Annotated in this window: 20 protein-coding genes; 6 read left to right on the forward strand and 14 right to left on the reverse strand. The window is 40.5% G+C overall.

The genetic code is table 11. From position 1 onward, the window contains the following. Nucleotides 1–3: 3 nt before the first annotated feature. From RYH73_RS11420 to RYH73_RS11440, 5 genes are all read right to left on the reverse strand, one after another. Entirely contained in the window at nucleotides 4–2547 is a 2544-nt protein-coding gene (locus RYH73_RS11420) for a zinc-dependent metalloprotease (protein WP_335313561.1), read from the reverse strand. Nucleotides 2548–2558: 11 nt separating this feature from the next. After that, the gene (locus tag RYH73_RS11425) at nucleotides 2559–4007 is read right to left on the reverse strand and encodes a RagB/SusD family nutrient uptake outer membrane protein (RefSeq protein WP_335313562.1); all 1449 of its coding nucleotides are present in this window, start codon (nucleotides 4005–4007) and stop codon (nucleotides 2559–2561) included. 41 nt (nucleotides 4008–4048) lie between these two features. After that, entirely contained in the window at nucleotides 4049–7531 is a 3483-nt protein-coding gene (locus RYH73_RS11430) for a SusC/RagA family TonB-linked outer membrane protein (RefSeq protein WP_335313563.1), read from the reverse strand. Nucleotides 7532–7787: 256 nt separating this feature from the next. Beyond that, entirely contained in the window at nucleotides 7788–8726 is a 939-nt protein-coding gene (locus RYH73_RS11435) for a FecR family protein (RefSeq protein ID WP_335313564.1), read from the reverse strand. Between the two features lie 62 nt (nucleotides 8727–8788). Beyond that, on the reverse strand, nucleotides 8789–9376 hold the full coding sequence (locus RYH73_RS11440; protein ID WP_335313565.1) for a sigma-70 family RNA polymerase sigma factor: 588 nt from the start codon (nucleotides 9374–9376) through the stop codon (nucleotides 8789–8791). A gap of 291 nt (nucleotides 9377–9667) precedes the next feature. Here RYH73_RS11440 and RYH73_RS11445 point away from each other — a divergent pair, with 291 nt between their 5' ends. Continuing rightward, nucleotides 9668–11026, forward strand: coding sequence for a sulfatase-like hydrolase/transferase (locus RYH73_RS11445; protein WP_335313566.1), 1359 nt, complete (start codon nucleotides 9668–9670; stop codon nucleotides 11024–11026). An 18-nt stretch (nucleotides 11027–11044) separates the two neighbouring features. Here the strand turns inward: RYH73_RS11445 and RYH73_RS11450 are convergent, their stop codons facing one another. From RYH73_RS11450 to RYH73_RS11485, 8 genes are all read right to left on the reverse strand, one after another. Then, complete coding sequence (locus tag RYH73_RS11450) at nucleotides 11045–11581, reverse strand: thermonuclease family protein (protein WP_335313567.1); 537 nt, start codon at nucleotides 11579–11581, stop codon at nucleotides 11045–11047. Continuing rightward, the gene (locus tag RYH73_RS11455; RefSeq protein WP_335313568.1) at nucleotides 11563–11796 is read right to left on the reverse strand and encodes a hypothetical protein; all 234 of its coding nucleotides are present in this window, start codon (nucleotides 11794–11796) and stop codon (nucleotides 11563–11565) included. The genes RYH73_RS11450 and RYH73_RS11455 overlap by 19 nt, the downstream gene beginning before the upstream one ends. 31 nt (nucleotides 11797–11827) lie before the next feature. Continuing rightward, nucleotides 11828–12739: a hypothetical protein gene (locus tag RYH73_RS11460; protein ID WP_335313569.1), complete on the reverse strand. Its 912-nt coding sequence runs from the start codon at nucleotides 12737–12739 to the stop codon at nucleotides 11828–11830. Between the two features lie 3 nt (nucleotides 12740–12742). Next, nucleotides 12743–14011 (reverse strand): hypothetical protein, encoded by a 1269-nt coding sequence (locus RYH73_RS11465; RefSeq protein ID WP_335313570.1) that lies wholly within the window; start codon nucleotides 14009–14011, stop codon nucleotides 12743–12745. A 5-nt stretch (nucleotides 14012–14016) separates the two neighbouring features. Continuing rightward, entirely contained in the window at nucleotides 14017–14415 is a 399-nt protein-coding gene (locus tag RYH73_RS11470; RefSeq protein ID WP_335313571.1) for a hypothetical protein, read from the reverse strand. A gap of 379 nt (nucleotides 14416–14794) precedes the next feature. Continuing rightward, the gene (locus RYH73_RS11475) at nucleotides 14795–15460 is read right to left on the reverse strand and encodes a response regulator (protein WP_335313572.1); all 666 of its coding nucleotides are present in this window, start codon (nucleotides 15458–15460) and stop codon (nucleotides 14795–14797) included. A gap of 10 nt (nucleotides 15461–15470) precedes the next feature. Further along, on the reverse strand, nucleotides 15471–17147 hold the full coding sequence (locus RYH73_RS11480; RefSeq protein ID WP_335313573.1) for a tetratricopeptide repeat-containing sensor histidine kinase: 1677 nt from the start codon (nucleotides 17145–17147) through the stop codon (nucleotides 15471–15473). Between the two features lie 167 nt (nucleotides 17148–17314). Further along, nucleotides 17315–17467, reverse strand: coding sequence for a hypothetical protein (locus RYH73_RS11485; protein WP_335313574.1), 153 nt, complete (start codon nucleotides 17465–17467; stop codon nucleotides 17315–17317). 391 nt (nucleotides 17468–17858) lie between these two features. On the opposite strand from RYH73_RS11485, the gene RYH73_RS11490 reads away from it, so the two are divergent. Next, a complete protein-coding gene (locus tag RYH73_RS11490; RefSeq protein ID WP_335313575.1) occupies nucleotides 17859–18821 on the forward strand; it encodes a hypothetical protein in 963 nt (320 codons plus the stop codon). Nucleotides 18822–18866: 45 nt separating this feature from the next. On the opposite strand, the gene RYH73_RS11495 is transcribed toward RYH73_RS11490, so the two are convergent. Continuing rightward, a complete protein-coding gene (locus RYH73_RS11495) occupies nucleotides 18867–19862 on the reverse strand; it encodes an AraC family transcriptional regulator (protein WP_335313576.1) in 996 nt (331 codons plus the stop codon). A 187-nt stretch (nucleotides 19863–20049) separates the two neighbouring features. Between RYH73_RS11495 and RYH73_RS11500 the strand changes: the two genes are divergently transcribed. From RYH73_RS11500 to RYH73_RS11515, 4 genes are read left to right on the forward strand one after another with little or no spacing between them, the layout of a single operon-like run. Beyond that, nucleotides 20050–22416, forward strand: coding sequence for a TonB-dependent receptor (locus RYH73_RS11500; RefSeq protein WP_335313577.1), 2367 nt, complete (start codon nucleotides 20050–20052; stop codon nucleotides 22414–22416). 20 nt (nucleotides 22417–22436) lie between these two features. After that, nucleotides 22437–23666 (forward strand): hypothetical protein, encoded by a 1230-nt coding sequence (locus RYH73_RS11505; RefSeq protein WP_335313578.1) that lies wholly within the window; start codon nucleotides 22437–22439, stop codon nucleotides 23664–23666. A 54-nt stretch (nucleotides 23667–23720) separates the two neighbouring features. Next, on the forward strand, nucleotides 23721–24890 hold the full coding sequence (locus tag RYH73_RS11510; RefSeq protein WP_335313579.1) for a PepSY-associated TM helix domain-containing protein: 1170 nt from the start codon (nucleotides 23721–23723) through the stop codon (nucleotides 24888–24890). Further along, a complete protein-coding gene (locus RYH73_RS11515) occupies nucleotides 24880–25074 on the forward strand; it encodes a hypothetical protein (RefSeq protein WP_335313580.1) in 195 nt (64 codons plus the stop codon). The genes RYH73_RS11510 and RYH73_RS11515 overlap by 11 nt, the downstream gene beginning before the upstream one ends. Nucleotides 25075–25091 lie beyond the last annotated feature (17 nt).

The following is a 25091-nucleotide window of genomic DNA, read 5'->3' on the forward strand; positions in this document are numbered from 1 at the left end:
CGTTTAATTGAATGAACACATTTGGTCTATAAAATGAAGTGATGGCGTGCCTATCGGAGCACCGGGAGGCATTTGCATGGGAGCTTCGATTTCAAATTTTGAGGGATTTTCCCGGAAAGACTTAATTTGAGTTAAACCAAAGCGTAAATTGGAGGCGTAAGCAGGTGATGCATTGCTGAGATGATCTTGCATCCAGCTGGCTAGGTTCTCGATCAAATAGATGGCTTGCCCTTTCACCACGGTGGACGTCTCCTTACCGGCTGCCAGCTGTAGCAAATACTGCAACGTAACGTTGTTTACCATGGCTTGTAATTCTCCCTTATAGCCTGCAACGAGGTTTTTCTTCCAAGTGAGATCTAAAAGTTTTTCGACCATGGGAATAAAACCGGGTTGCTTATAGTCCCTACCCTGGTATTCAATTAACCTAGCTGCCCGCGCAGGATCTAATAGATGACCAAGCGTTGTGCTGGCCACTGTCTCTGCCGCGGCGATAGGATCAAAAGTGGGGCCTGTGTAACGGTTAAAGACTTCACGCGTCTGCGGATATCCCGAAGGCCGGGGCGGGATTTTCTGTATCAGCTGTTCCGGCAGTGAAAGCGCGTCCGCCTGGATTGTGCTGATTAAGGCATCAAAGGCCTTCCATTGTTCTTGGGGTTCAATGAATTTGGTAATAACCTGTCCGTCATTCTTTAGGGCATGGGTAAAATACAAACCACCTAAAGACTTAGCTGCGGCCTCTATCTGATAACGATGCAGGAGGTAGATAGGCACCAATACTTCTTCCAAGGTGGCCATGGGTGCATTTTCGGGAATCGCTTTCTCTGAAAAATTTTGTAATAGTCGATTCCTGATTTGCAACAGGTGTTTTAACTCGTCAGGCGCATTGGTACCTTCATCCCATTGATTGGCGATGGGATGGACATAACCGCCGATATCAGGAATGAAGATATGCCCTTGAGCAAGGGTTTCTTTCATAATATCATCGAGGGCCTTGTTTTCATCGGTTCCTTCGGGGAAGTCTTGGTATCCCCAGATAATGGCACGCTTATCCCATTCACCTATCCCTACAGCATAGGCATCTGCTATATTTATTTTACCTTGATTGTCCATGCTAAAGCGAGGGAAGGGATAATCCATTACCGAAGCCCTGTTTTTCGTGCTGGAAGTAAAATTATGGTATAGGCCGAGCGTGTGGCCAATCTCATGAGCAGAAAGCTGACGAATACGTGCGAGCGCAAAATTCTGCATATCATCATTTACTTCTTTTCCATCTTCATATTGCTGCAAAAGCCCTTCCACAATCAGGTAATCTTGCCGATGCCTGTCTGCTCCCAATGTTACCACACCTTTAATAATTTCGCCGGTACGGGGATCTATATGGGACATACCGGTTGAAAAAGCCCTGGGGTTTCCGGTACGGTTAATCCAATTGACAATGTTATATCGAATATCCATGGGATCGGCACCTTCCGGCAGTTCTTTTATCTGAAAGGCGTTCTTATATCCGGCCGCCTCGAAAGCTTGATTCCACCAGGCACCGCCTTCGATGAGCGCTTTCTTGATCAGTGCGGGCGCACCACGGTCAACATAGTACACGATCGGTTTTACAGGCTCACTGAGCGCGGCTGTAGGGTCTTTTTTCTCCAGGCGTTGCCTACGAGTAAAACGTTTAACGATGGGTTCTTTCATGGAAGCAGAAAAATCCATGTAGCTATACATATTAAAACCGGAACGCGGATCAAATTTACGGGGCTTATAGCCAGCTTCGGGCAGCGCCACGAATGATTGATGCATCTTCACGGTAACCGCATTGGGGTCCGGCGCGATACCGGGGCCCATTCCCCACCCTCGGCCCTGAATACTGCCTCCTGTAAAAGTGATGATGGCCTCGAATTCTGTGTTTTTTGGAAAGTTTTTAGTATTATCTAAATAGATGGCCGATCTGCTTTCATCAAAATTATAAGCCGGGCCCATCTGCTGTGAAGCACCGATGTGGAGGCCGGGAAGGTTGTTACGTCCAATACTGGAAGCTATCTTCTGACTATCTCGTACCAAGAACGGACTCAGGTCAATAAGTACTTTTCCCTGCGCTACCGCCAACACTTTGAATGACCAGATAACAGACTGAGCAAAGGCGTTTTCTACGGCTTTTTGCTCATCTTTATTATCGGTTATCGCCCGGTAAGCATAGTTGGGCTCTACCAGCAAGATCTTCTGACCTACTTGGATAAATTTAGCAATAACTGCCGTTGCCTGTCCCCTTTCCGGTCCGCCGGAACCTACCCCATCCGTAAGCGAGGTGTAATACAAAAATTCCGTCCCTAGCTTGTCTATTTCCAGGTAAATCTTATCATTTTTTTCATCATAATAGAAATTAAAATAACCGGGGTACGCTTTTAGATTTTTGATGAAATCGGAGACACTTCCGGTTACAACGGGAGTAGCTATCGATTTCTGTGCCCGAAGGGTTTGATAGGGTAGCAATCCACCGATAAGGGACAACGTTATCAGGGAACACCTTGTAATCGTTTTTTTTAGATACATCATGTACTTCTTGTTTATAAATCTTTGTTAGTTAATAGTTCTGAATTGGGCAAGGGAAAAATATAGGCTTCTTCTGTTGGTGAAACAGCTGGAGCAGTACCCTTTGCAGGAATAGTCTGCAAAGTACGCAACAGATCATTAGAACGCAATCCTTCACCTAAAAACTCAATTCGGCGTTCATGTAAAATCGTTTGGATCAGGGCGTCTACATTGTTGATGGCACTTGTTGGGAACTGATAAGAGGCATCAGCCCGGTTTCTAACATACGTCAGCAGATCGCGTGCTTTATCAAGATCTTCCACATGCGCTGCCGCCTCGGCATAATTAAGCAACACTTCGGCGTATCGGATCACAGGAATATAATCTAAAAATGGAGAAGGCTTGCTGTATTTTTTGAGATACTTGGTAGCTCCACCAGTAATGAACAGTCGGCGTTGATCGTTTTCGCGCCACTCCGTGTCGGCAATGATGCCCAGTGGGTTTAAATTATACTCCGAATTTCCGGGCGAGGTATTGAGATTGTAGCCTATGGACGATTGACCGGTGGTAGAATCTAAATCAGTCATGGGCATACTAAAGATAGATTCTGTTGTGGTATAATTATTTGATAAAAAAGGAATAGTAGCGTCGTCTTGTAGCGCATGGGCAACACCTGTTTCGGCTCGGTACGGTGCATTGGCCGAAACGATTTTTTGCGCTTCTTGTATCACCATACTGTAATTTCCCATCGTAAGGTAAACACGCGTTTTGAAAGCAATGGCCGTGTTACGGTGAGCGCGCGTGGTATTGAGCATAGGCGTATCATAGGATAACGGCAGGCCTGTTTCGGCTTCATCAAGATCTTTTAGTATTTGTGCATAGACTTCGGCTACTGTACTGCGGGCTAATGAATTGTTGGCCGAGGAAGTTTCGGCCAGTAAACGTAAGGGTAAACCAGGCGCATTGCCATTGTTCTCGATATAAGGTCTTGCATATAGGGTTACCAGCGCGAAATAAGAAACTGCCCGCACAAATTTGGCTTCGGCAGCGTATGCAGTAGCTGCTTCGGGATCTACTTTATCTGCATTGTCTACTAATCCCTGTAAAAAAACATTGCATAAATTAATGGTACGATATGCGGCAGCCCAGAGGTTTTGCACTTCGTTGGAACCGGCATTTAAGGTATGATTCCAGGAATCAAAAGCTGTAAAAAGATTGGCGGTTCTATTAATATATTCTTCACCTCGTACTTCGCAGTAAATGTAATAACGACCGCCATAAAATTGCTGGTCTTTCATGCCCCTATATAATCCATTTACCAAAGCCAGCACACGTTCAGGGGTGTCAAATGTTTGTTCTTGCGGAATATAAGTAGTGGGATCCGGATGCAGGTATTCCTGCTCGCTGCAAGAAATAAAGCATAGCACGGTAATCATGATTGATTGAATACCCTGTTTTAAAGTCTTATATTTTTTATTGTTCATAACCTATAGTTTTTATCACTTTTGTTTTAAACTGAATCCTGCTAGAAGCCTATGTTGACACCGAGTGTGAAAGTGCGTGCCTGCGGTACAGAATTTTTATCAACGCCCGGCGTTAAATTGTCGTTACCATTGGAAGAAAGTGCCGGGTCGGAACCACTGTAGCCTGTAATGAGGAATGCGTTGAACACCTGGCCATAAAAACGTACCGAACTTATACCTGATTTGCCCAGCAGTTTCGTCGGAAGTCGATAGCCCAATGACGCGGTTTGCAACCTGAGAAAATCTGCTTTTTCTACATTTTCTGATATGGGATAAGATGAGCCGTTTGAAATAACATCGCCATACACGAGGCGCGGGATATCTGTCTGCTGGCCCGGGCTTGTCCACCGATCATAGATTTCGGTATAATTATTCCAGAAGCGCTGATCGCGCAGGGTAGCCTTGGTGCCATTTTGGATATAATTGCCCCCGGAATATACAAAGCTTAAGTTGAGGTCAAAGTTTTTATACTGAAATGTGTTGTCAAATCCACCATACCAAGTTGGAAGGGCATTTCCCAGCAAGTAATAGTCGGCACCCGAAATGGCCTGAGCAGGAGAACCGTCCAGATAGGTCCATCTGCTTTCGCCCGCAGCCACCGCATGACTATATTGCACCCGCTCGCCGGCACGATTAATGAAAATACGCTGTCCTGTTTCAGGATTTACACCATCCGTTTTGGCTCCATATAAACTTCCAACGGAGTAGCCAACCCGGGTAATATTAGTGGCTTCTGCCGCCGTACTGGTAGAACCAACAATGTCGGCATTGCCTTCTGCCAGGGCTGTAACGCGATTTTTAATCGTTGTAAAGTTAAACGATGAATTCCAGGTAAAACCGTTTCGTTCTAAAACACGGGCATTGAAGGTCAATTCAAATCCGCGATTGTACATAGAGCCAACATTTAACATAATGCCGTTATTGGGTATTCCCTTCGACGGCGTTTGCGGAGCATTGAGAATTAATCCATTTACGTTATTATAGAAATAAGTCATTTCTACTTGCAAACGATCGTTGAAAAAACCTAAGTCCGCTCCAATATTGGTCTGGTCACTGGTTTCCCACTCCAAACCACTATTTCCGGCTTGATAGTAGTTCAACATAGGCGCATCTCCATACAGGGCCGATTCATAAAGATTGAGCGACGCAAACTTGTTTGGATTATTGGCATTTCCTACCCGCCCCCAACTACCACGCAATTTTATACTGTTCATGACTTCTGCTAAAGAAGACTCTTTATAGAAATTCTCCTCTGACAGGGTCCAGCCAATGGAAGCCCCACCGAAATTTCCGAATTTTGTTTTTTCTCCGAGTATGGAATTACCATCTCTTCGGAAGTTGATCGTTAAAAAATAACGCTTATCGAAATCATAGTTTATTCTCGAAATATAAGAGATCAACGAAGATTCGGCATCCAGCATACTTCCAAAGGGTATAATACGTCCATAGCTTCCCTCAAAATTTTCATAATACTCATCGGATACCTGTGTACGGGTAGCACCCCATCGATTGAAATAAAAATGCTGCACTTCATAGCCACCTAATAAGTAAAGGTTGTGCTGGCCAAAAGCTCTCCTGAAGGACATCGTATTGCTCCAATTCCAGGTGTTGATATTGTTGATCGTGTTGACAGCATTACCTTGAGGGGTAAAACCCGGTCCGTGTAGGGCACTTTCGAATGTTTTGTTTTCCACTTTAGTCCAATCCAATGCATAACTTGTTTTGAAATCTAAGCCTTTCAACAAGGTTACCGTAGCTCCCACATTTCCAATAATATGATCATTCTGTGCATCGTATCGGTTCAAACCCAATAAGGCGGTGGGATTATAGAAATTACTAACTACTGTGTTGTTTCCCATCCCCATCGAATTAGTACTGCTAGCGATATTGTAAGTGCCATCGGGATTATACGGACCAACATTGGGGGCCGTTAGCCATGCTAAACGAGCAATACCGGTGAGTAAGAAAGCGTTCCCCCGGAGTGATCCCGTGTTGGGCGATTGATTATTACTGCGCGTATAATTAGCTCCTCCTGTTAGCTTTAACCAGTTCGTTAAATTATGATCTACATTGAAACGCACGCCAATTCTGTCAAATTCGTTATTTCGGATAAAGCCTTTTTGATCTGAGTAATTGGTAGAAAAGAAATATTTGGTATCCTCTGACCCCCCGGTCACATTAAGACTATGATTATGGGAAAAACCGGTGCGATAAGTTTCATCATACCAGCGTGTGTCCACTAATGATCCATCCTCCTTATACGTGGGAAAAAAATACGCACTCGCGACATTATCGTTAGCAGCGTTCCCACTTAAAATCTTTGAATTCAGTACAGCTTCGTTTTTTATCTCCATAAATTGAGTAGCATTAAGCATTGTTGGCAGCCTTACGGGATTGGATATGCCCGTCCATCCCTCATAATTTACGCGTGCCTTGCCTGTTTTACCTCTCTTAGTGGTGATGATCATGACACCGGCGGCACCTCTGGAGCCATAAATGGAAGTGGAGGCCGCATCTTTTAATATATTAACCGATTCGATATCCGCCGGATTGATATCTCCTAAAGGGTTATTAGTAACATTGGCATTCGATGAGACACTTTCTCCTGCATTGATCGGAATCCCATCCACCACAATAAGTGGGTAAGAACTTTGAGAAATGGAGTTAACACCTCTGATACGGATAACGGGAGCATTGTTTAATACACCATTAGGTTGCGCTATATTGACACCCGATGCCCTGCCGGCCAATGCCTGGTCGAAACTCTGGACGGGTTGATCGGCCAGTTTTTCTCCTCCTATGCGGGTTGCAGAACCTGTAAATTCTTCTTTTCGCTGTACACCGTAACCTACTACCACTACCTCATTTAACTCCGCAGCTACCGGTTCCATTTGTAGGTTTACCTCGGCTTTACCGGATACAGGCACTTCCGTTGGTCTGTATCCCATATAGGTAACGATTAAAATTGCATCAGGGGGTAAATTATTAATAGCAAATTGGCCTTTTTCGTTTGTACTCGTTACCAAGGTAGTGCCCTTTATTTTCACTGCTGCAAATGGAATGGGTTGCCCCTGCTCGTCTGTCACCACACCGTGTACGCTTCGCTGTTGTACCTTTACCGGCTTTGATTGTGCGGCAGCTACCTGGCTCGGTATGTTTTTTTCGATAATGACGAAAAACCGATCATTGTTCTTCTTGAAGCTTAACTTTCGGTCTGCTAATGCGCTCGATAAGGCTGCTTCGATCGTGGATGCATGCTGAAGTACGGACATATCGATCTGATTATTTTTTAATAAACCACTACGATATGCAATGGAGACATGGAACTTTTCTTCCAACTTTTTTAAAGCCGTCTCGAGGCTCACCGTTTGAAAAGATGGGCTGAAGGATTCGGAACTAGCTGCCATCAATTTTATGAGCTTTGGGGGCATAAACACGCTCAATACTGCTGTTAAACATATGATTTTTAGAATTTTACGAGCCATAATAATTGTTTTAGGATTGTTTGTTAAAAGGCAAAACGGTTTCATTAACCAGAAATAGATATTACTGATTTGGGTAGTACAAGGTCAATCTTACCTGTTCTGTTGCTAAGTAGACGATTGGCTTAGCAGCGCATAATGATGTTGATTAGTAATGATCTCATGTTTGTGGGTTTGAATGTTAAAAAAAGACAATAAAGAGCCGTTACGCACAAAAATGCGTGTAGTTTTTTGCAATAATGATGGCTTTTATCGACTCCTATTGGTGTGTAATGTGTTGCTTAGACTGAAATAAGAATCGATTATTCTTTCTCTTAATATCCAGATCGTATAATAATGCAATGTTAGAAATCATCTCATCAATATCCACATTTAAGGGCATAGATCCTGAAGCATCTCTCTTTAGTAACCTGTCATCTTTTAAGACGATTTCTATACCCTGAGTTGCTTTTAATAAGGAAATCACTTCGTTAAGCGTACTGTTGCTAAGTAACAGCTTGTGCTTTTGCCAAAGAAAAAACGCATCGATGGCAACATCGTTTTTCAGCTGATAATCACGCTTGTTTTTAGCCAGCATAAAATGCTGCCCCGGTTGCATCTCGATTTTATAACGATCTTGTGTACTAATACATTGAAAATTGATTTTACCTTCGCGCAATGCTATCAAGGTTTGGTTTCTATTTTGCACATTGAATTCTGTGCCTAAAACCTCAATAGAGGTGCTGTCGGATACATGTACGCTAAACCGTTGGTTGTTTTGCTTATGTACAACAACAAAGCTTGCCTCACCATTTAACCAAACTTCTCGGTGGGCGTTAAAATTTCTTTTACGATAATATAAACGGGAATGGCCATTTAATTTTACTTGCGATCCGTCGGGTAAATGAATCATTTTGATCTCGCCATAGCCTGTTGTATATGTTATGGTAGGACCTTTTTGTAAGAATACAAAGACCGCAAACAATAAAATAACAGTAGCGGCACACCAAAGCATTTGATTCGAAGGTTTATACTTCTTCGGGGACGATATATTTGCACGTGTTTTGATCTGGAATAACATATCGTTGCCAAGCGCTTGCTTTGTTTGTTCAGAAAGTGTTTCTGTATATGCTTTACTGTGATCTGCTGCATTATACCATGCTTCAAAACGCCGGGACATTTGGTTTTCTTCTGCTCTATGTATGTTATTTTGATCCATTTGGGAGGCAAATACAACTAATAGTAAATTTAATGGGCGTAGTACCTCTATTTTTTTTTCGATTATTTTAAAAACATGGTAAATAGCAGCCAAATGAAGTGTTTAAGCTCCTTCCTGATTACTTTAAGTGCTTTGATAATATGTTTTTCTACAGTACTGGTTGATATTTTTAGAACGGCAGCAATTTCGGGATAGGTTAACCCTCCTTCTTGCTTTAATTTATAGGCGCGCCGGGTTTGATTAGGTAATTTTTCAATACTTTTTTTTAAGGCTTGATGTAGGTCGATGTAATTTATCCGCTCTTCTGTTAAATTATTGGTTGAATGGGGCCCATGTTGCTTGTAGATGAATTGTCTATAACGGTCTTGTACCTGCTGCGATTTGTAGTGGTTGTATATTTTAAATTTTAAGGCCTGGTGTAAATATGACGAAAGGGAGGTATGAATTTGTATTGTCTCTTTATTCTGCCACAATTCTGTAAACAATTCCTGTATGAATTCTTTAACAATTTCTTCGTCAGCAAATCTTTTATAGGCTTGATCAAAAAGTGTTGACCAATATTTATGATAAATCAGCTCGAAAGCTTTAGTATTGCCCGATTTTAGTTTTAGGAAGATATCGATGTCCGACATTTTCTTGTTTACTGACATAAAAATAGAATATTTCTTTTAAAAACATATCTTTTAGTCAGTTTAACGGGGTTTTTATCGGTTAGTTGACACGAATTTAATTTAATTGCCTTATAAAAGCAACAAATCTGTTTTCTTTTTTTACATTTTAATATCGATTATTTTTGATACAAACTCATCGGAAACGACTTGCAGGCGGTAAAAGGAGACGGCTTTCCTCTTATTTAAAATTAGCAATTCATTCCACTTTTCTCTACTTTTAAAGTAGATAAAGAAGGAAAACTGAAATAGTATTTGCTTAAGTCAGATCATATGAAAAGAATAACATTACTAATCGTATTGCTATGCATGCACGTCGTCCTACTTATGGCGCAATCGAAAAAACCTAATATTCTAATTATTCTGGCAGATGATTTGGGATGGGGAGATTTAGGATATCTGGGAGGCACCATCAAAACCCCTGTAATCGATCAGTTAGCAAAAGACGGAATTCGCTTAAACCGATTTTACACGGCGGCAGTCTGCTCCCCTACCCGTGCCGGGCTGATGACCGGTCGTTATCCGGACAGGTTTGGTTTAAGAGAAACCGTTATTCCACCCTGGTCTAAATTTGGCGTGAACACTGACGAGACCTTTTTGCCCGAATATCTGGCTAAAGCGGGTTATAAGAACAGGGCAATTATCGGAAAATGGCATCTGGGGCATGCCTCCTTAAAATATCATCCCTTACATAGGGGCTTCACCCATTTCTATGGTCATTTAAATGGAGCGATCGATTATTTTACGCATAAACGAGAGGGCGAATTAGATTGGCATAATGATTTTAATTCAAGCTATGATGAAGGTTACGCGACAGACTTGCTTGCGGATGAGGCGGTAAAAAGAATTAGGCAGTACAGTCAGGAAGAAAACCCATTTTTTATGTACTTGGCTTTTAATGCGCCTCATGGGCCGTTTCAAGCAAAAGAAGAAGACTTATTAAAACCTCGCGGGGAAGACGATCTTAAAAAGCAAACTTATGCAGCCATGGTCAGGAGTTTAGATGAGAACATTGGGAAGGTCTTAGAAATATTGAAAACATTGAACATAGAAGATAATACCATCGTTCTTTTCTTTAGTGACAACGGGTATGCGCCGGATTCTCCCGGGTCATCCGGAGAACTGAAAGGGTCTAAATTTACCGAATGGGAAGGCGGCGTAAGGGCACCGGCCATTATAAAATGGCCTGCAAAGCTAAAAGGAGGAAAGACTATGGAGCAGGTAACCGGGTATGTAGATGTTTTACCAACCTTGCTGGATATAGCCGGAATTACAGAAGCACCCGAGAACCCGCTGGACGGAATAAGCATATACCCGGTATTAAATGGAAGCAAATCAGGCATACAGCGAGATTTTTACCTTGGGGAAGGAGCGCTGGTAAACAGTAATTGGAAATTAATAGAAGCAGGTAATAATAACTCGAGAATGAAATTACAAACGGATGTTTTATTTAATATATCCCGAGATATAGGGGAAAGAAAAGATTTAAAAGATACAGAAACGACTATTTACAAAGATTTAAAAACAAAATTGGAAACGTATAATTCGATCAAAAGTTCAAAACAAGTTCCTCCCTATGGGCAGGGCAGAAAGGGATTTGTGGCGCCTAAAGAGTGGAAAGTAAAAGAATAAGATCCATGTAGCTTTTGTTTAGTTAGAATTACCGACCATCGTTTTCGGTTTACGCCATTTCCACGGCGCGATGGGATTGTGGTCCTGCCATAGTCCTACCCTATTTAATCTGGCCTCTTGCTCGAGCTTGGCATAGACCGAATCTTTTGAATATTTTTTGAAATGCCAAGCCATTCCCTGTCGCACCATTTCTTGATTTACAATTTGTTTTGAACCATTTACGATGACAGCTATTAATCGGCCGAAATGATCATAATTATCACCGTCAACGGTAACATATTGGCCAAAACATAAATTGGATAATGTTTGCTTAGCACGATTAGCAAATGGTTGAGAGTGACGTTTTTCCGGACAATCAATATGCGCCAAGCGTATTTTTATTCGGTCCCTGTCGTTGTATAACACCTCCATAGTGTCTCCATCCAAGATGCGTACAACCTTTGCCCGAAAAGTTTTATGTGCTAAATTGGGCGCTGATAAATCAGCGCCCGCTAGGTTACAGGTTGAAATAATGAGCGTACATAAAATAAATAATATCAGTCTTCCCAGGCGCATAATGTTTTACCTTCTTTTTTTGCTTTCTCTAAGGTTGTTTTTACCGTCTTATAATTACAATTGCTCAGGCCTCTACAATTTGCATTTAAATGATATTTTTTGCCTTTGCCACTACCACACAAATAAACTGTTTTGCTTGTACCGGCAAAGGTAGGCTTCGTACCCTTACAACCGGAATGAGCCGTGAGAAATAAAGCCAGTAAGATCGATTTCATCTCGCTATTTGTTTTTAATGGAGCAAAACACTTATCGGTTAATGTATTTTTGGATAATGGGATCTAGATCTGACGGCAAGGCCGCCGATAATGGTTTCATCACGGGATTCTTAACACTCATATCCTGTAACCATGCCATCCAATAAGAAGTGATAACATCGCTTTCGAAGGGATTACCTTTTGCCGGATTAATACTTAAAACAACCACTTCCAGCTCATTTAAACTATCATTGGCCTTTACAAAACCGTAGCCTTTTTTTTCGATAAGCTCCTTATACTTCGAAGTATTGAGTTTTAACGACTTAACTAATTCTGGTGTAAGATAAGATGTCTTATTCTGCTCGGAAAATTTGGAGTCTTTGTGAAATATATAACCGTCTGTCAGAATAAAAAGCATATTTCTATGACCGGGTTTGATACAGTAATCGTTTACTTTGTTTTTAAAGAAACCCCATATGTCTGAACCTACATACTTTTTATCTTTTATGGCCAATTCATAAATTTTTTGCGAAATAGACGTAAACTGAGATGATATTTGCTGTATGGATTCTTTTGTGGTATTGTCTCTGGTAAATGACATTTTCAGTTCTTTTGCTAAGCCGTTGATTTCTGCATCTAACGGCTCGGGTTCAAAATATACTTGGATCTGATCATCAATATATTTGATGGGTTTAGATCGGATATGCTTCTCGAATCCTAAACTAATAGACTCAATATACCCCAGGTCTCTTTGATAAAACTCCATGGAAGGATTGGCATATTTACTCGGATCGATACGATCTGATAAATCGAGCAGAATACTGATGTTCAGGTTTTCTTTTTTATTGGTTTTTACTTCCACTTTGGTAGCTTCTTTGTTTTCTTCCGTTTTTTCTTCAGAACTACAAGCTGTAAGGATAACAGACGACATAAATGACACTAATAAATAAATCTTTGTATTCATGGTTTAGGATACTTTAGAATAAATGACATTTTGAAAATCAGGATTAAGCAAATTGAGCTTTTGAAGGTGTTCATTGGAAACATTTTCGCAATCTTCCAACAACTTTGTTTTTGTGGCAGGCGCAATATTGAGTTCAGACCCAATCGCCTGATACCATCCTTCTTTGTACTGGTTATGATAAAGAAGATATTGTTTAAGGTTCATGATAAAACCATCAATTACTGTCTGAAGCTCTTCAATTTTCCCGGTAATCTCAACGACTTTCCTTTTTAGGTTGTTGATTTCCTCTGTAATTTCCCCCTTTGCTGCTCTAAGACGTTTCAGTTCTTCCAGTTTTGTTTTGACGAAGCCATTTATTTTATCCATGTTCTCATGTTCTTTCATGGTAATATCGAACACAAGACCCCAAATGATATAGACAACAAAGCCAGCGAAAATAATCATCCAGAATTCCGCTTCGCCTAAGGCTATTTGCAAATTATACGGCAATGAATCCAAGGTTTTATTGAACTCATAAATTTTCTTCTCTATTTGGTAGGCTAAGAGTGCATCAAATAGGAAAGTGATAATAAACAACGCAATGAGGCGTAGTACATTCTTTATGCCTTTCTCTTTTTGTACCATATGAATAACGTAGCCTAGGCCTAAAAAGACCGATGGAATTGTGAGAACCAAGACCCCTTCCAACCAACCGGCTTTGAGCGCATTATTAAGTGCTTGCGCATCAAAAATGGCCGCTGTAAGGCTATCATTTGAAAAATCTTTAAAAAATGCTGAGTAGGTAGCCGAAATATAGAAAACGAAGAGGTAGATGGTGATTGGAATAAGTAATAAAAATCCGATGTAGAACTGTGCCTGTGGTTTCTTAGTAGAGGTTAATCCATATTTTTCAGGATAGTGTTTAACGTCTTCAATGTCATGTTTTGCGCTGTTAATTTGCTCATTAATGTGCTCTCTTTTTTCTTCAAAAATAGAGATGGCCGCCTCCGTATTTTTTAATTCGCTTTGCTTTCGTTGCTTTTCGTCAATGTAAGGTTGTTTCAATCGCTTTTGATGTATTTCCTGTTCTCGACATTGTTGTTCAAAACTGGTATATACATTATCTAAGCAAGCTTTAAAATTCAGCGAATTCCCCGTGGCTTTCAAAGCCGCCCCGAAACCGCTTTGATAATAAGTGATCCTTACTTTTTGTTCGTCTTGTTCTTCATCAAGTTGAGCTATCGGCGAGGGTTCCTCGCGCTCTCTTATAGCAAATAGTTTTCTGATTTCCATCTTAATTAGTTTATTGAGTCTAACACTTCTTGTAGTTGTTTATCTTGTTTGGCGCAATCAATAAGATAATCACATATCTCGTTGAGATTTTCAGGCAGAAATTCAAATGTACTACAGTACTTCTTTAGCAGGTTATATTCTCCTTCTGTTACCTGCCTATCCACCCAAATCATAATGGCCAAATCATATAAATATTCGATCCGCCTTTCAAGTGATTTTGGAATTTCCAGTTCCTGAACAGGGTGTTTTAGGATATTATCAAGATGTTCTGTTTCCACTCCTCGTTGTTCTGCAAATTTGTAAAGCTGTTTCATTTCCAGGACGTCAAAATGCTGATCGGCACAGGCTATTTGGTAAAGCCTTAGAAAATGACTTTGTAATTCGGTATTGATTGTTGCTTCCATATTAGTTTGTTCTTTTATATTCTTATAACTTAAGTTCTTAACTATCCTCCAAGATGTTCACTTCATGTCCACCTAAGGCCGATGGTATACACCTCCGCTAGGATTTAATAGATCCCGGCATAATTTTAATCCCATTACGAAAAATCCGAGCCATCGTGCGTAGATTGATTTTTGACTTATTTAATTTCTCAAAAGTATATACCTGTGTGAAGCTATTTTTACGGGAACCCGTAAAGCAAGAAATTTATTCAACAAATTATTTACACTGTTAAAGACTATTCCACCAGGTATTACCTACCGGCAACGCAAAAAACAACAAGATTATTTAGGAAAAATTTGATACCTGATAAGACTGGGGTCAAGAAGATATTCGTTTAGGTTATATCAATCCTATTTCCTTGCAGTAGACAACTAATTGTTCGTTCTTAGAAAACTCCAATACTTCCTTTATCTGACTAAGACGTTTTTCTACACTACTTAAACCGGATGGTTTAATATTGTGTTGTTGCAGATAGAAAGGAATGTCTTTTTGTAGTACTCCTTGAGACAGTAGCTTAATGATGGTGATATCAAAGGTCGTAAATTCATGGGAATTCTTCCTTTTTATGCTTTGTTTCAAGTCGGTTGGAATATATTTACCCCCCTTATAAATCGTACTGATTGCTTGTTTTAGTGTCTGCGCATCTCTCCTAGCCTTACGGACATAACCATCGATGGCAAGCTCTTTAAAGATTGCATCTATGGTAGCGGGCCTACCTTCCGCTGAAAATACAAGCACCTTCAAATTAGGTTGCAATTGTCTGATGGCTTTAATCAATTCTATGCCACTGGTGAGTTTCTGTTTAATTTCATCCTCTTCAAAAAACAGATCGGAGATCAATAGGTCATATGGTTCTTCACTTTTCAATGCATTTTGCATCCAGGTAAATGCATCATCGCAGTAATAAACGTATTTGGTGATAGGAATACCAAGCTCTTCGACGGTTTTTCGTACAGAGATGTTAGTTACCTCATGATCTTCGACTATTAACACTTTTTTGAACATCTTAATCAATTTAAATTGGAAAAGAAATATGGATTTTTAATCCTCTTTCTAGATTGGTGTCAAAGATAATTTGGCCACCAATAGCTTTAATACGGTTTCCCGTATTTGTTAACCCATTGTTATAGCGAATACCCCTTTTCATGCCGACTCCGTTGTCAGTATAATGAATATGTATACTGTTGTCCTCCTGCTCAAACCTGAGAGCTACGTGTGTGGCCCGGCTGTGCTTTCGCATGTTCACCATCAATTCCTGTAGGACATGTTCTATTTCGTGTTTTATTCGATCGTCTATAGTATACCATAATTCAGACTCATTGCCTGCCGTCAGCACTTTGGTATTTTCGGTGGCGAAGGAGGTAAGTAAATCGGCGATCTTCTCATTGAAGTTTTGCAATTTTACTTCTATCTCTTCTGCTTCATAGGATATATCGCGTGATTTTTCGTACATATTTTCCAAGCGATCCAGTATATCTTCCTTATCAATATGCCTTTGATTTTCAATCTCTGCCATGACCCGGTATAATCCGTTAGCCACTACATCATGTACTTTTTTGGACGTTTTGAGCCGACTTTCTTTTATTCGGTTTTGCGCTTCGAGCTCTATTCGTTGTTTTCTTTTTTTATACCAAAGGATGCCGACAATGACAGCTGTAATAACTAAACAAATGATACCAATGAGTATAATCCGTTGTTTAATGATTTGATACTTTTTGTTTGCAATGTCTTGTTGTAGCTTGAGGTTGTCTGCTTTGTGTTTTTCCGTTTCATAGCGGATGAGGGCAAACTGGTTTTTAGCGGCATTCTGGGCTAAAAGCACACTGTCGCTCAGTTGTTGGTATGTTTCAAAATAGTGCTTGGTGGAGTCTGCCGGGCTTAATTTGATCAGCTTTTGAAGTGCTTCAATTTTATCACCAGGGCTATTTATCTTCTTAGCAATTGCAAACATATTACGTGCATAAAACAAGGCGGAATCTGGTTTCTTCTCCGAATAATAATCAGCCAAATGTGCATAGCTGGAATTCTGCCCCCACCAGTCATTCTCCGTTTTGCGGATGTATAGGGCCGTCAGCAAGCCATTAGATGCATTATAACTTGAATTTTGAAGCCATTTAGCAAAAGAGCTGTTAGTTAAAGTTCTTGCATATTCCTTTTTACTTATTGATTTTGTGGAAAGAATTTCATCGTAGATTTTGATTGCTTTAGCATACGCTTTCTGCTCTCGAAAAGCTAATCCCATATTGTTAAGGACAATGAGTCGAACTGGGTTATCCTCTAAATAGTTTAAGGCTTCGTTGCAATATTTAAGTGCATCAACATAATTATTTAAACGGATGCTATTAAGTACCAATTCATTGTAATTAGAGGCCACGAAGTCTTTCTCCTCTTTATTTTCGGGATCAAGAAATTTTAAAGCCGCAAGAGCACTTTCGATACTACCAAAATAGTCGCCTGCATTATTTTGGATAACCGCCATATAAGAATAGGCCTTGCCTATCAGTAAACTGTCTTTGGATTGCGTCGCTACTTTGTTGTAGTAGTAGAATGCGGAGTCATTATCCTGGCCAAAGAAAGAGCCGGCTTTATCAAATTCCAGATCCACGTTTTCTTTGATTATAGCAACATCAATTCTTTTCTGACAAGCAAAAATTATAGGAATAACGATTATAGCTAGTAATAGTTTTTTCAAGGTTGATACGTTTACTCAAACTTAAATAAACTTTTATTACTTAACAAGCATTCTCCGTAAGCTTTTTAAGTATGTTCTATACACTTAAATATTTACCCATTGATGAACTTGTGTTAATAAAAAAGGGCAGTGAAATACTGCCCTTCAATTACTTCGCATATAATATGCTATGGTCTTGGAGGAGGAATAATATGGCCGCCATCTCCGCCTGTACCACCGTCGTAGGGTCTGACAGTGCCACCATTATTATTACCTGTGTTATTATTGTTATTTGAAGGGCATGCCAATCCCAGTAATATGGCAAATATTAGATTAAACATAATTCAAAAATTTTAGAATGTAATACCTGGTAGTTCCCGGCGACCATTCGCCGAGTTTGCTACGTTTGCGTATCAGAAGGCCTTCTGAAATTTTTGGGAAGTGAGAGAATCCATTGCGAGAGGCAGTAAAGCTTCCCATCCATACTAAAACCGCATTTTCATCTCTTTGTGAAATCTGTTTCGTACATTTGACTGGATTACCAATCGCAACTTGAACTGATTTCTGATGCAAACATACAGCAGGCAAACACCTAAGCATCAGGTGATTCCGATAATTCCGATGATTCCAACGGAAGTCCGGAAAAACCTGAAAAAATCCGAAAAGTCGGCTAAAATGCCGGTACACGGTTCCGAAAAATCCGTTATGTTTTACTTAAAAATCTTTTGAAAAATGTTTGAAGGTTATAGAAAGGCAACGTTTACAGACTATAAAAACGAGGTTTTAAACACCTACAGAAGGGATGGAATCAAAATAGGTTTAGAAGATCCTAGACCTAAAAAGCTTCGAGAATACAGCTTGTACGTATATGCAAATAGGTTTTCTAAAGAAGATGAGCAGACCTTAAAGTTATTTTTCGACCAGGATAACAAGTATAATGATTTGGAGAAGGCCATAAAATCTATTGAGTTAGATAAAATCAAACCTTTAATCAGATTTATGAATGGGGCAACAAAAGAAACGGAGGACAAGAATGTAAAGCTTTTAGCCTGGCTGATAAACTTTGAATCATATGATGCATGGAGAAAAAATAAACAGGATATGGGGAAAGCTCCTGTTGAGAGTGAATTGATAAGGCAAGAGGTTGAGCATAGCGGCACATTCGCAGAGATTGAAAAAGACAAAAATACATCATCTGCTGAGGACAAGAATAAAGATGATGAACAAGAACTGGCTGAGGTGGAGAAACGACCTCTTCCGATATCTCAGCTAGAAGAGACGAATAAACCGTCACCGCCGAAACCAGCTTACAAGCAATGGGTATTATATACTGTTATAACTTCGGTCACTGCGATTGGTATCTACTTTGCACTTCACCGAAATCCCGGATGCATGTTCTGGTCGGGTGATCATTATCAACCAGTTTCTTGCAAAGAGAAAATTCAGGATGTTACCATCATTGCTTTGGATGAAAGTAAGGTTGACCGATTTCGAAAAATCACGCGTCCCGATACGCTTACCGAACGAGCTTTGGGTAAAGTTTGGTATGTAAAAATGACGATTGATAGCCTTGAATTTTATACAGCAGGCGGGTTCCATCCAATTTATACGTCAAAAAAATTAAAACCGTTGACTGATTACATTTTGGAAAGGCATATACAATATAAACAACCCGCTGATTCTTTAGGAAAATAATTATTGTTTCCGCGGTCTGTTACCCTAATATTTATAGACCTAACGCTACTTCTTTTTCAATGCGCGTGGTAAGATTCCAAATTTTTTCTTGTAAGCGGCTGAGAAATGGTTCGCGTTTTTATAGCCAATCTTTTTAGCTACTTCTGCTATTTTGATATGGGGCTGAGAACTTAGTAGCTCAATTGCTTTATCCATACGCAGATCTGCCAATAAACCATAAATGGTTGTACCGTGCACCTCTTTGAATAGCTTTTGTAATTTTGTACGGTTAATGCCGGCTAACTTCGATAGCTCCTCAATGGAATATGGATGTTCTATGTCCTGCTGAACCCATTCCCGAACTTCCATCATTTGATCCACCTCTTGGCGCCTTGTACCATTCTTTGCTTCACTTAGAGGCTTATTCATTTGATCGATCTGTAAGGATAAAAGTTCCAATAATTTACCTTCCAAATAGATGCGTTTGAGCTCGGCAATAAAGGGGCAATAATACATGTCTGTTAAGATGGCTTTCATTTTGGCGGTAATGGGAAATGAACGTCCCCCCAGCATCGTAGGACGCTCATGGTCTATATCTTCCGCAAAATTTCCTAGGGAACTTAAATCCCCGTTGAAAACGCGCTTGAGGTAATTAAGGGAAATTTCTATTTCTACGCTAAAGCCGTTTCTGACAGTAGGATAAGCGAGATGGCCGTATAAAGCGGGAAAGTAAAAGAGCGTATGATGTCCTAGTGGAATTTTACAATCCATACCACCGCTTTCCTTTGCTGTATAGAAGGCATCGCCACGAAGTTCGAAATGCATTTGAAGATAAGGCGAATCGGAACGCAGGAAATAGTTGATATCTTCTGTATGGGTTTTATTAATGAATGCAATATGTACACCTTTCATAAAAATACGATTCAGCTGATGATCTGCAAACGACGATTGATGGCTTACGGTTTGCTCAGTAAGCTCATAGTCTTCCCCTACATACTCTGCAGGATATTCTGTAATATGGAAAATATCACTGAACTCATCTTTGCTCCAAATAATTTTCATAGGTGTTTCGGTATGGTTAAAAAATGCATTAAGCGTATATAAAACTGCATGACTCGTAGTTTTTGAATTTTATTTTTGCCTTCTATTTAAATTAAGTCTTAATAAGAGGTAAAAGTAATGATATTTTTAAATGTTTGGTAGTCAACTAGTCCAATTACTGTTTTTACCGTGTCTGATCAGCTGTGCCATGCCTATTCTTGCGCAAAAAAAAACGCTCGAAAAAGCACCTCAGCGATTTTACACCTGTTTAGGAACGATAAAAGATGCGCAGGGAACACCTTTGCAAGGTACTACGGTGCAGTTATTGAAGACGGGAAAAAAAGTGATGAGTAATGATTCAGGTTTCTTTCGGATTTCGGATATCCCAGCCACATCGTATCAGCTGCAGGTTACACATCTAGGCCATCAGCCGCAAACCATACCCCTAAACTTTAAGGGAGAAGATATTTGGTTGAATATCGTATTGGAAGACAGCAATGGCCAGCTGATGGAGGTAAGCATTACGGAAAAATCAAAGAACCGCCAATTGGCAGAACACCCGGTTTTGACGCAAGTAGTGAATACCCGTACAGTATATGAACAACCTACAACATTAATCGAATTGTTGAACCGTTCGGCTGGTGTAAGGGTTCGACAAACTGGTGGACTAGGAGCTCCGAGCAATCTAATGATCAATGGCTTTCAGAATCGTTCGATTCGATATTTTAAGGATGGTATCCCGATGGATTACCTTGGAGGTGGATTTGACATTTCATTGGTTCCGGTAAATATGTTGGAACGGGTAGAAGTATACAAAGGCGTATTACCTCCTGCACTGGGAGCCGATGCATTAGGGGGCGCTTTGAACCTGGTAACGAAAGAAACAACGGTCGAACAGTTGAACGCAGCCTATGAAATAGGTTCTTTCAATACCCACCGAGCGTCCATAAATGTACTGCATAAAAAGGAAGATACTCCCTATTTTGTAGGATTGGACGCTTTTTATAATTATTCTGACAATGATTATAAAGCTGATCTGAAAGTCGTTAACCCTACTACCGGAAACCTATACGATATACGGGCACCTTTATTTCATAACCGGTTTAAAAATTATTATGCAGAGGTGTATGCGGGTATTCACGATACGAAATGGGCAGATGAACTGCGTTTTGGTTTAACCGCTTTTGGCTTGGACAGACAGATAAATTATGGTGCCTCTATGAGCCAAGCTATTGGCGCGGCCACCAATCATCAGGACGCGCTTATTCCGACGGTAAGGTATCGTAAGGCCTTTCTAAATAACCGTATCACCATCGATCAATTTGTTACTGCCAATACGCTCTACGTAAACCAGGTGGATACCGCGAAAGGACAATATAATTGGCTGGGTGAATTTACACCTTCTGATTCGCGCTTAGGGGAGCTGGTTACCAGAGGCTCCTTAGCCAAATTGAATTATAACTATTATACTTCGCGAACCCATCTCAGCTATACACTCGATAACGGGCACCGGTTAGATTTAAATATAGTCTTCACTGGATTCTCCCGCAAGGGAAATGATCCTTTTGGACAACGGTTTGCGGAAACGGGTGTGGACGTGCTAGCCAGGAAAGCTACTTATAATAAGCAGATTTATGGTTTAGGCATCACATCGAAACTACTGCAAGGCCGTTTATCGAATCAGCTGATGTTAAAATATTACCGGTATGGTACGCATGCCACCGATGCAGATTATCAAGGCTTTGAAATTACCCATAATAACCGTAATAGCTCTTTCGGAGTAGCGGAGGCAATAAAATGGGATGTCTCGTCTAATAGTTATTTGAGGTTATCTGCAGAAACTGCTTTACGATTGCCAGAACAGGATGAACTGTTCGGAGACGGGGATCGCAAGCTCAGCAATTTTGCCTTAAAACCTGAAAGAAGCCTAAATTTTAATCTGGGATTTAGACGGAGCTTTCATCAGAAGCATGCGCTTGAAATCAATTCGTTCTATCGGATAACGCGTGATATGATTTTACAGTTGCCTTATAATTTTCTCTTTTCGCAGAGTCAGAACATCGATCACGTGCAGGGTATAGGATTGGAGGCTGATGCCGAGGTCAGTTTCTTTCACTGGTTAAAAGCAGCCGGAAATTTCACCTATCAGGATCAACGGATTTACAATACAAACAATCCGAGCATGGAACATGCTCGTTTAAGAAATACACCTTTTTTCTTTGCCAATGCATCGCTAAATGCTTTCTTAAAGAGAATCTTAAATCCTGAGGATCACTTGCAGGTATATTGGCACTACCTCTTCGTGCGGCAATATTATCTAGATGCCTTACCAAAAGATCAGGAACCCGATGGTTTCCTTGGCCTATGGGGCAATGCGAAGATTGATGCACAGAACGTTATCCCTGATCAACGTATGCATACACTGGGCTTTACATACGCCCCGGCTTATCATGCACTACGTATCGGCATGCAGGTAAAGAATATATTTGATAAGGCCGTATTTGACAATTTCAGGATTCAGAATCCTGGAAGGAGTATCTTCCTAAAACTTACTTATAGCTTAAATAATAAATAAACGCAATAAAGACGAATGTTATGAATAAATGGACAAACAATCTAAAATATCTTGTACTTGCAGGTATATGTGCCTTTGCCTCCTGCTCCAAGGATAATAATACAGACCCGGGTACACCGCCTGATGATGAAGGAAATCGTTATGTGTTAATGACCACCATGGGGCCTTTCGGTTCGAGTCTGCAGGGTGGCTATTTTGGCACTTTTGCTGAATTTCCTACAGGGAATATCAGTAATATTAATACCAACTCTTTGCAAATAAGAAATGCATTTGGCTTCCGCGCTTATGGGAAATGGTTTTTTAATCAATACAATACGCAGGGAGATGCGGGTTTACAGAAATATGAGGTAGATAATAACACGGGTAAAATCATAGAAAGTGGCTTTCTTCCCAACGCGCAACCTTCTTACCTCATCGTAAATGACGAACTTGGCTATTACCTTGATCCCGAAAGAGGGTTATTGAAAATTCAGATCTTCAATCCATCAAGTATGCAACGTACCGGTGAAATTGATTTAAATAGCTTAAAGAAAGCAGGGATTGAATATCAGGTAATCGGCAAGCATACTTTGGCAACGAAAGAAGGAAAGTTGTATGCCGGGATTACGTATGGTACTATTGCCGGTGAAGGATATGGGGATGATGTTGTGGATTATGTGGAGTTTGCTGTGATTGACATAGCGACCAATAGCCTCGAAAAAACAATTAAATATGAAGGTTTGAAAAGTATTGGCTGGGGATCTAGCGGAAATAAAATGTGGACACTGGGCGATGATGGGGCACTTTACTTTTATGCAACTGATTTAGGCAATGCCTTTACCAATTCTTCCATCATCCGCATCAAACAAGGGGAAACAGATTTTGACCGCAATTGGATCATCCGTGCGAAAGACTATAGCGAAAAGAGTACTTTCGCGACCGCTTTGGTAAAGAATGGCAAGTTGTATACCGAGTTTGCTTCGGAACCTTTGGCTGCCGATTTCTCGAACTTACAGCAATTAATATGGGATTATTATGTAATCGATATGAATACCAAAGAACGAACAAAGATTTCAGGCATGCCAAAAGCTTTCTACGCATGGGGTTCTAATGACGCGATCACTGAAATAGATGGCAAAATTTATTTCTGGGTAAGTAACGCTACCGAGAAGGTAGAAGGATATTATGAGCTGAAAGATAATAACACCGCACAGCAAGTATTTAATGTAACAGATGGTGGTATGATCTGGGGCTTTGTAAAATTGCAATAAATAATGGATAGCAGCCAGATCAGTTAGATTGGGTGCTGCTTAAAGAAACAAATTATGGCCTCATTGAAAAGTGTAAAGAGATGGTTTTGGTGGCATAAATGGTCGAGCTTAATCTGTACCATATTTCTTCTGCTGTTATGCCTTACCGGATTACCACTTGTCTTTCATGAAGAGATTGAACATTTTGACAAAAAGGAAGACGCCCATGCTGCTATGTCGGACGAGAAGGCTTCCTTGGACTTAATCTTGAAAAATGGATTAAAGGTACAGCCACAAAAGGTAACTCGTTTTGTTTTTTGGGATGAAGAAGAACCTGAAGCGGTATATTTAAGTCTTTCAGATTCTTTGATGGCACCTCCGGATAATTTTAAAATTTTACAGATGAACGCCCACACGGGTCAACTGGCAGAACAATTAAAGGTGGATGAAGGGTTTATGTACATCATGCTGCGTTTGCACACCGATCTGTTTGCCGGTATTCCGGGTAAGCTCTTCATGGGCCTGATGGGAATTTTATTTGTAATTGCGATTATTTCGGGTGTTGTATTGTATGGCCCGATTATGAAAAAATATGATTTTGGTATGATCAGGAACGATCGATCAAGTCGTTTGAAATGGTTGGATATGCATAATTTATTGGGAATAGTGGCTTTGGTATGGACGTTTGTGGTTGGATTTACCGGCGTCATCAATACGTTATCGGACGTGATACTGGGATTGTGGCAACAGGGACAACTAGCCGAGATGACTGCTCCCTACCGTGATGAAAAAGCCTTGAACCCCGATTCACTTTATTCGCTGGATAGAGCAGCAGAAACGGCTATAGCCGCAGCCCCAAGTATGAAGTTAGCCTTGGTGGCTATGCCGGGAACGGCCTTTACCAGTAAGCACCATTATGCCTTTTTTATGAGAGGAAATACACCTCTTACTTCCCGCTTGTTGATGCCGGCCTTGATTGACGCCAAAACGGGCAAGTTGACAGATATGCGCTCGATGCCCTGGTATGTAAATACCTTATTCCTGTCAGAGCCTTTACATTTTGGTGATTATGGTGGATTGCCATTGAAAATTATATGGGCTTTATTGGATATCGTAACTATTATTATTTTAATAACAGGTCTTTACTTGTGGATATCACGTCTGAAGGCAAACAAAGCGCAGATAGCACGCCTGGAGCAGAAACAACCGGTATCATTTAAAAAAGTATTGGATCATGAAATTTAAATCACTCTTTTTAAAGCTTTGGGGAATACCTATTGTTTTGAGTATCGCGTGTACGGTAGGTTTATTAACAGCATTGGTGGGAGATGATATTTGGGATGTTTTATCTTGGTTATTGCTGGGTTCATTGCCAGCAATCATTGTATATTACTGGATCAAATCTTCCAATGCTTTCCGTAGGCCTTGAGAAACAACAAAGCCGTA

Source organism: Olivibacter sp. CPCC 100613 (genome assembly GCF_036959255.1).
In the GTDB taxonomy this organism is placed as follows: domain Bacteria; phylum Bacteroidota; class Bacteroidia; order Sphingobacteriales; family Sphingobacteriaceae; genus Olivibacter.

Coding starts and splice junctions, on each gene's coding strand:
- RYH73_RS11420 (WP_335313561.1), bottom strand. CDS start 2,547: ATGATGTATCTAAAAAAAACGATTACAAGGTGTTCCCTGATAACGTTG.
- RYH73_RS11425 (WP_335313562.1), bottom strand. CDS start 4,007: ATGAACAATAAAAAATATAAGACTTTAAAACAGGGTATTCAATCAATC.
- RYH73_RS11430 (WP_335313563.1), bottom strand. CDS start 7,531: ATGGCTCGTAAAATTCTAAAAATCATATGTTTAACAGCAGTATTGAGC.
- RYH73_RS11435 (WP_335313564.1), bottom strand. CDS start 8,726: ATGGATCAAAATAACATACATAGAGCAGAAGAAAACCAAATGTCCCGG.
- RYH73_RS11440 (WP_335313565.1), bottom strand. CDS start 9,376: ATGTCAGTAAACAAGAAAATGTCGGACATCGATATCTTCCTAAAACTA.
- RYH73_RS11445 (WP_335313566.1), top strand. CDS start 9,668: ATGAAAAGAATAACATTACTAATCGTATTGCTATGCATGCACGTCGTC.
- RYH73_RS11450 (WP_335313567.1), bottom strand. CDS start 11,581: ATGCGCCTGGGAAGACTGATATTATTTATTTTATGTACGCTCATTATT.
- RYH73_RS11455 (WP_335313568.1), bottom strand. CDS start 11,796: ATGAAATCGATCTTACTGGCTTTATTTCTCACGGCTCATTCCGGTTGT.
- RYH73_RS11460 (WP_335313569.1), bottom strand. CDS start 12,739: ATGAATACAAAGATTTATTTATTAGTGTCATTTATGTCGTCTGTTATC.
- RYH73_RS11465 (WP_335313570.1), bottom strand. CDS start 14,011: ATGGAAATCAGAAAACTATTTGCTATAAGAGAGCGCGAGGAACCCTCG.
- RYH73_RS11470 (WP_335313571.1), bottom strand. CDS start 14,415: ATGGAAGCAACAATCAATACCGAATTACAAAGTCATTTTCTAAGGCTT.
- RYH73_RS11475 (WP_335313572.1), bottom strand. CDS start 15,460: ATGTTCAAAAAAGTGTTAATAGTCGAAGATCATGAGGTAACTAACATC.
- RYH73_RS11485 (WP_335313574.1), bottom strand. CDS start 17,467: ATGTTTAATCTAATATTTGCCATATTACTGGGATTGGCATGCCCTTCA.
- RYH73_RS11490 (WP_335313575.1), top strand. CDS start 17,859: ATGTTTGAAGGTTATAGAAAGGCAACGTTTACAGACTATAAAAACGAG.
- RYH73_RS11495 (WP_335313576.1), bottom strand. CDS start 19,862: ATGAAAATTATTTGGAGCAAAGATGAGTTCAGTGATATTTTCCATATT.
- RYH73_RS11500 (WP_335313577.1), top strand. CDS start 20,050: ATGCCTATTCTTGCGCAAAAAAAAACGCTCGAAAAAGCACCTCAGCGA.
- RYH73_RS11505 (WP_335313578.1), top strand. CDS start 22,437: ATGAATAAATGGACAAACAATCTAAAATATCTTGTACTTGCAGGTATA.
- RYH73_RS11510 (WP_335313579.1), top strand. CDS start 23,721: ATGGCCTCATTGAAAAGTGTAAAGAGATGGTTTTGGTGGCATAAATGG.
- RYH73_RS11515 (WP_335313580.1), top strand. CDS start 24,880: ATGAAATTTAAATCACTCTTTTTAAAGCTTTGGGGAATACCTATTGTT.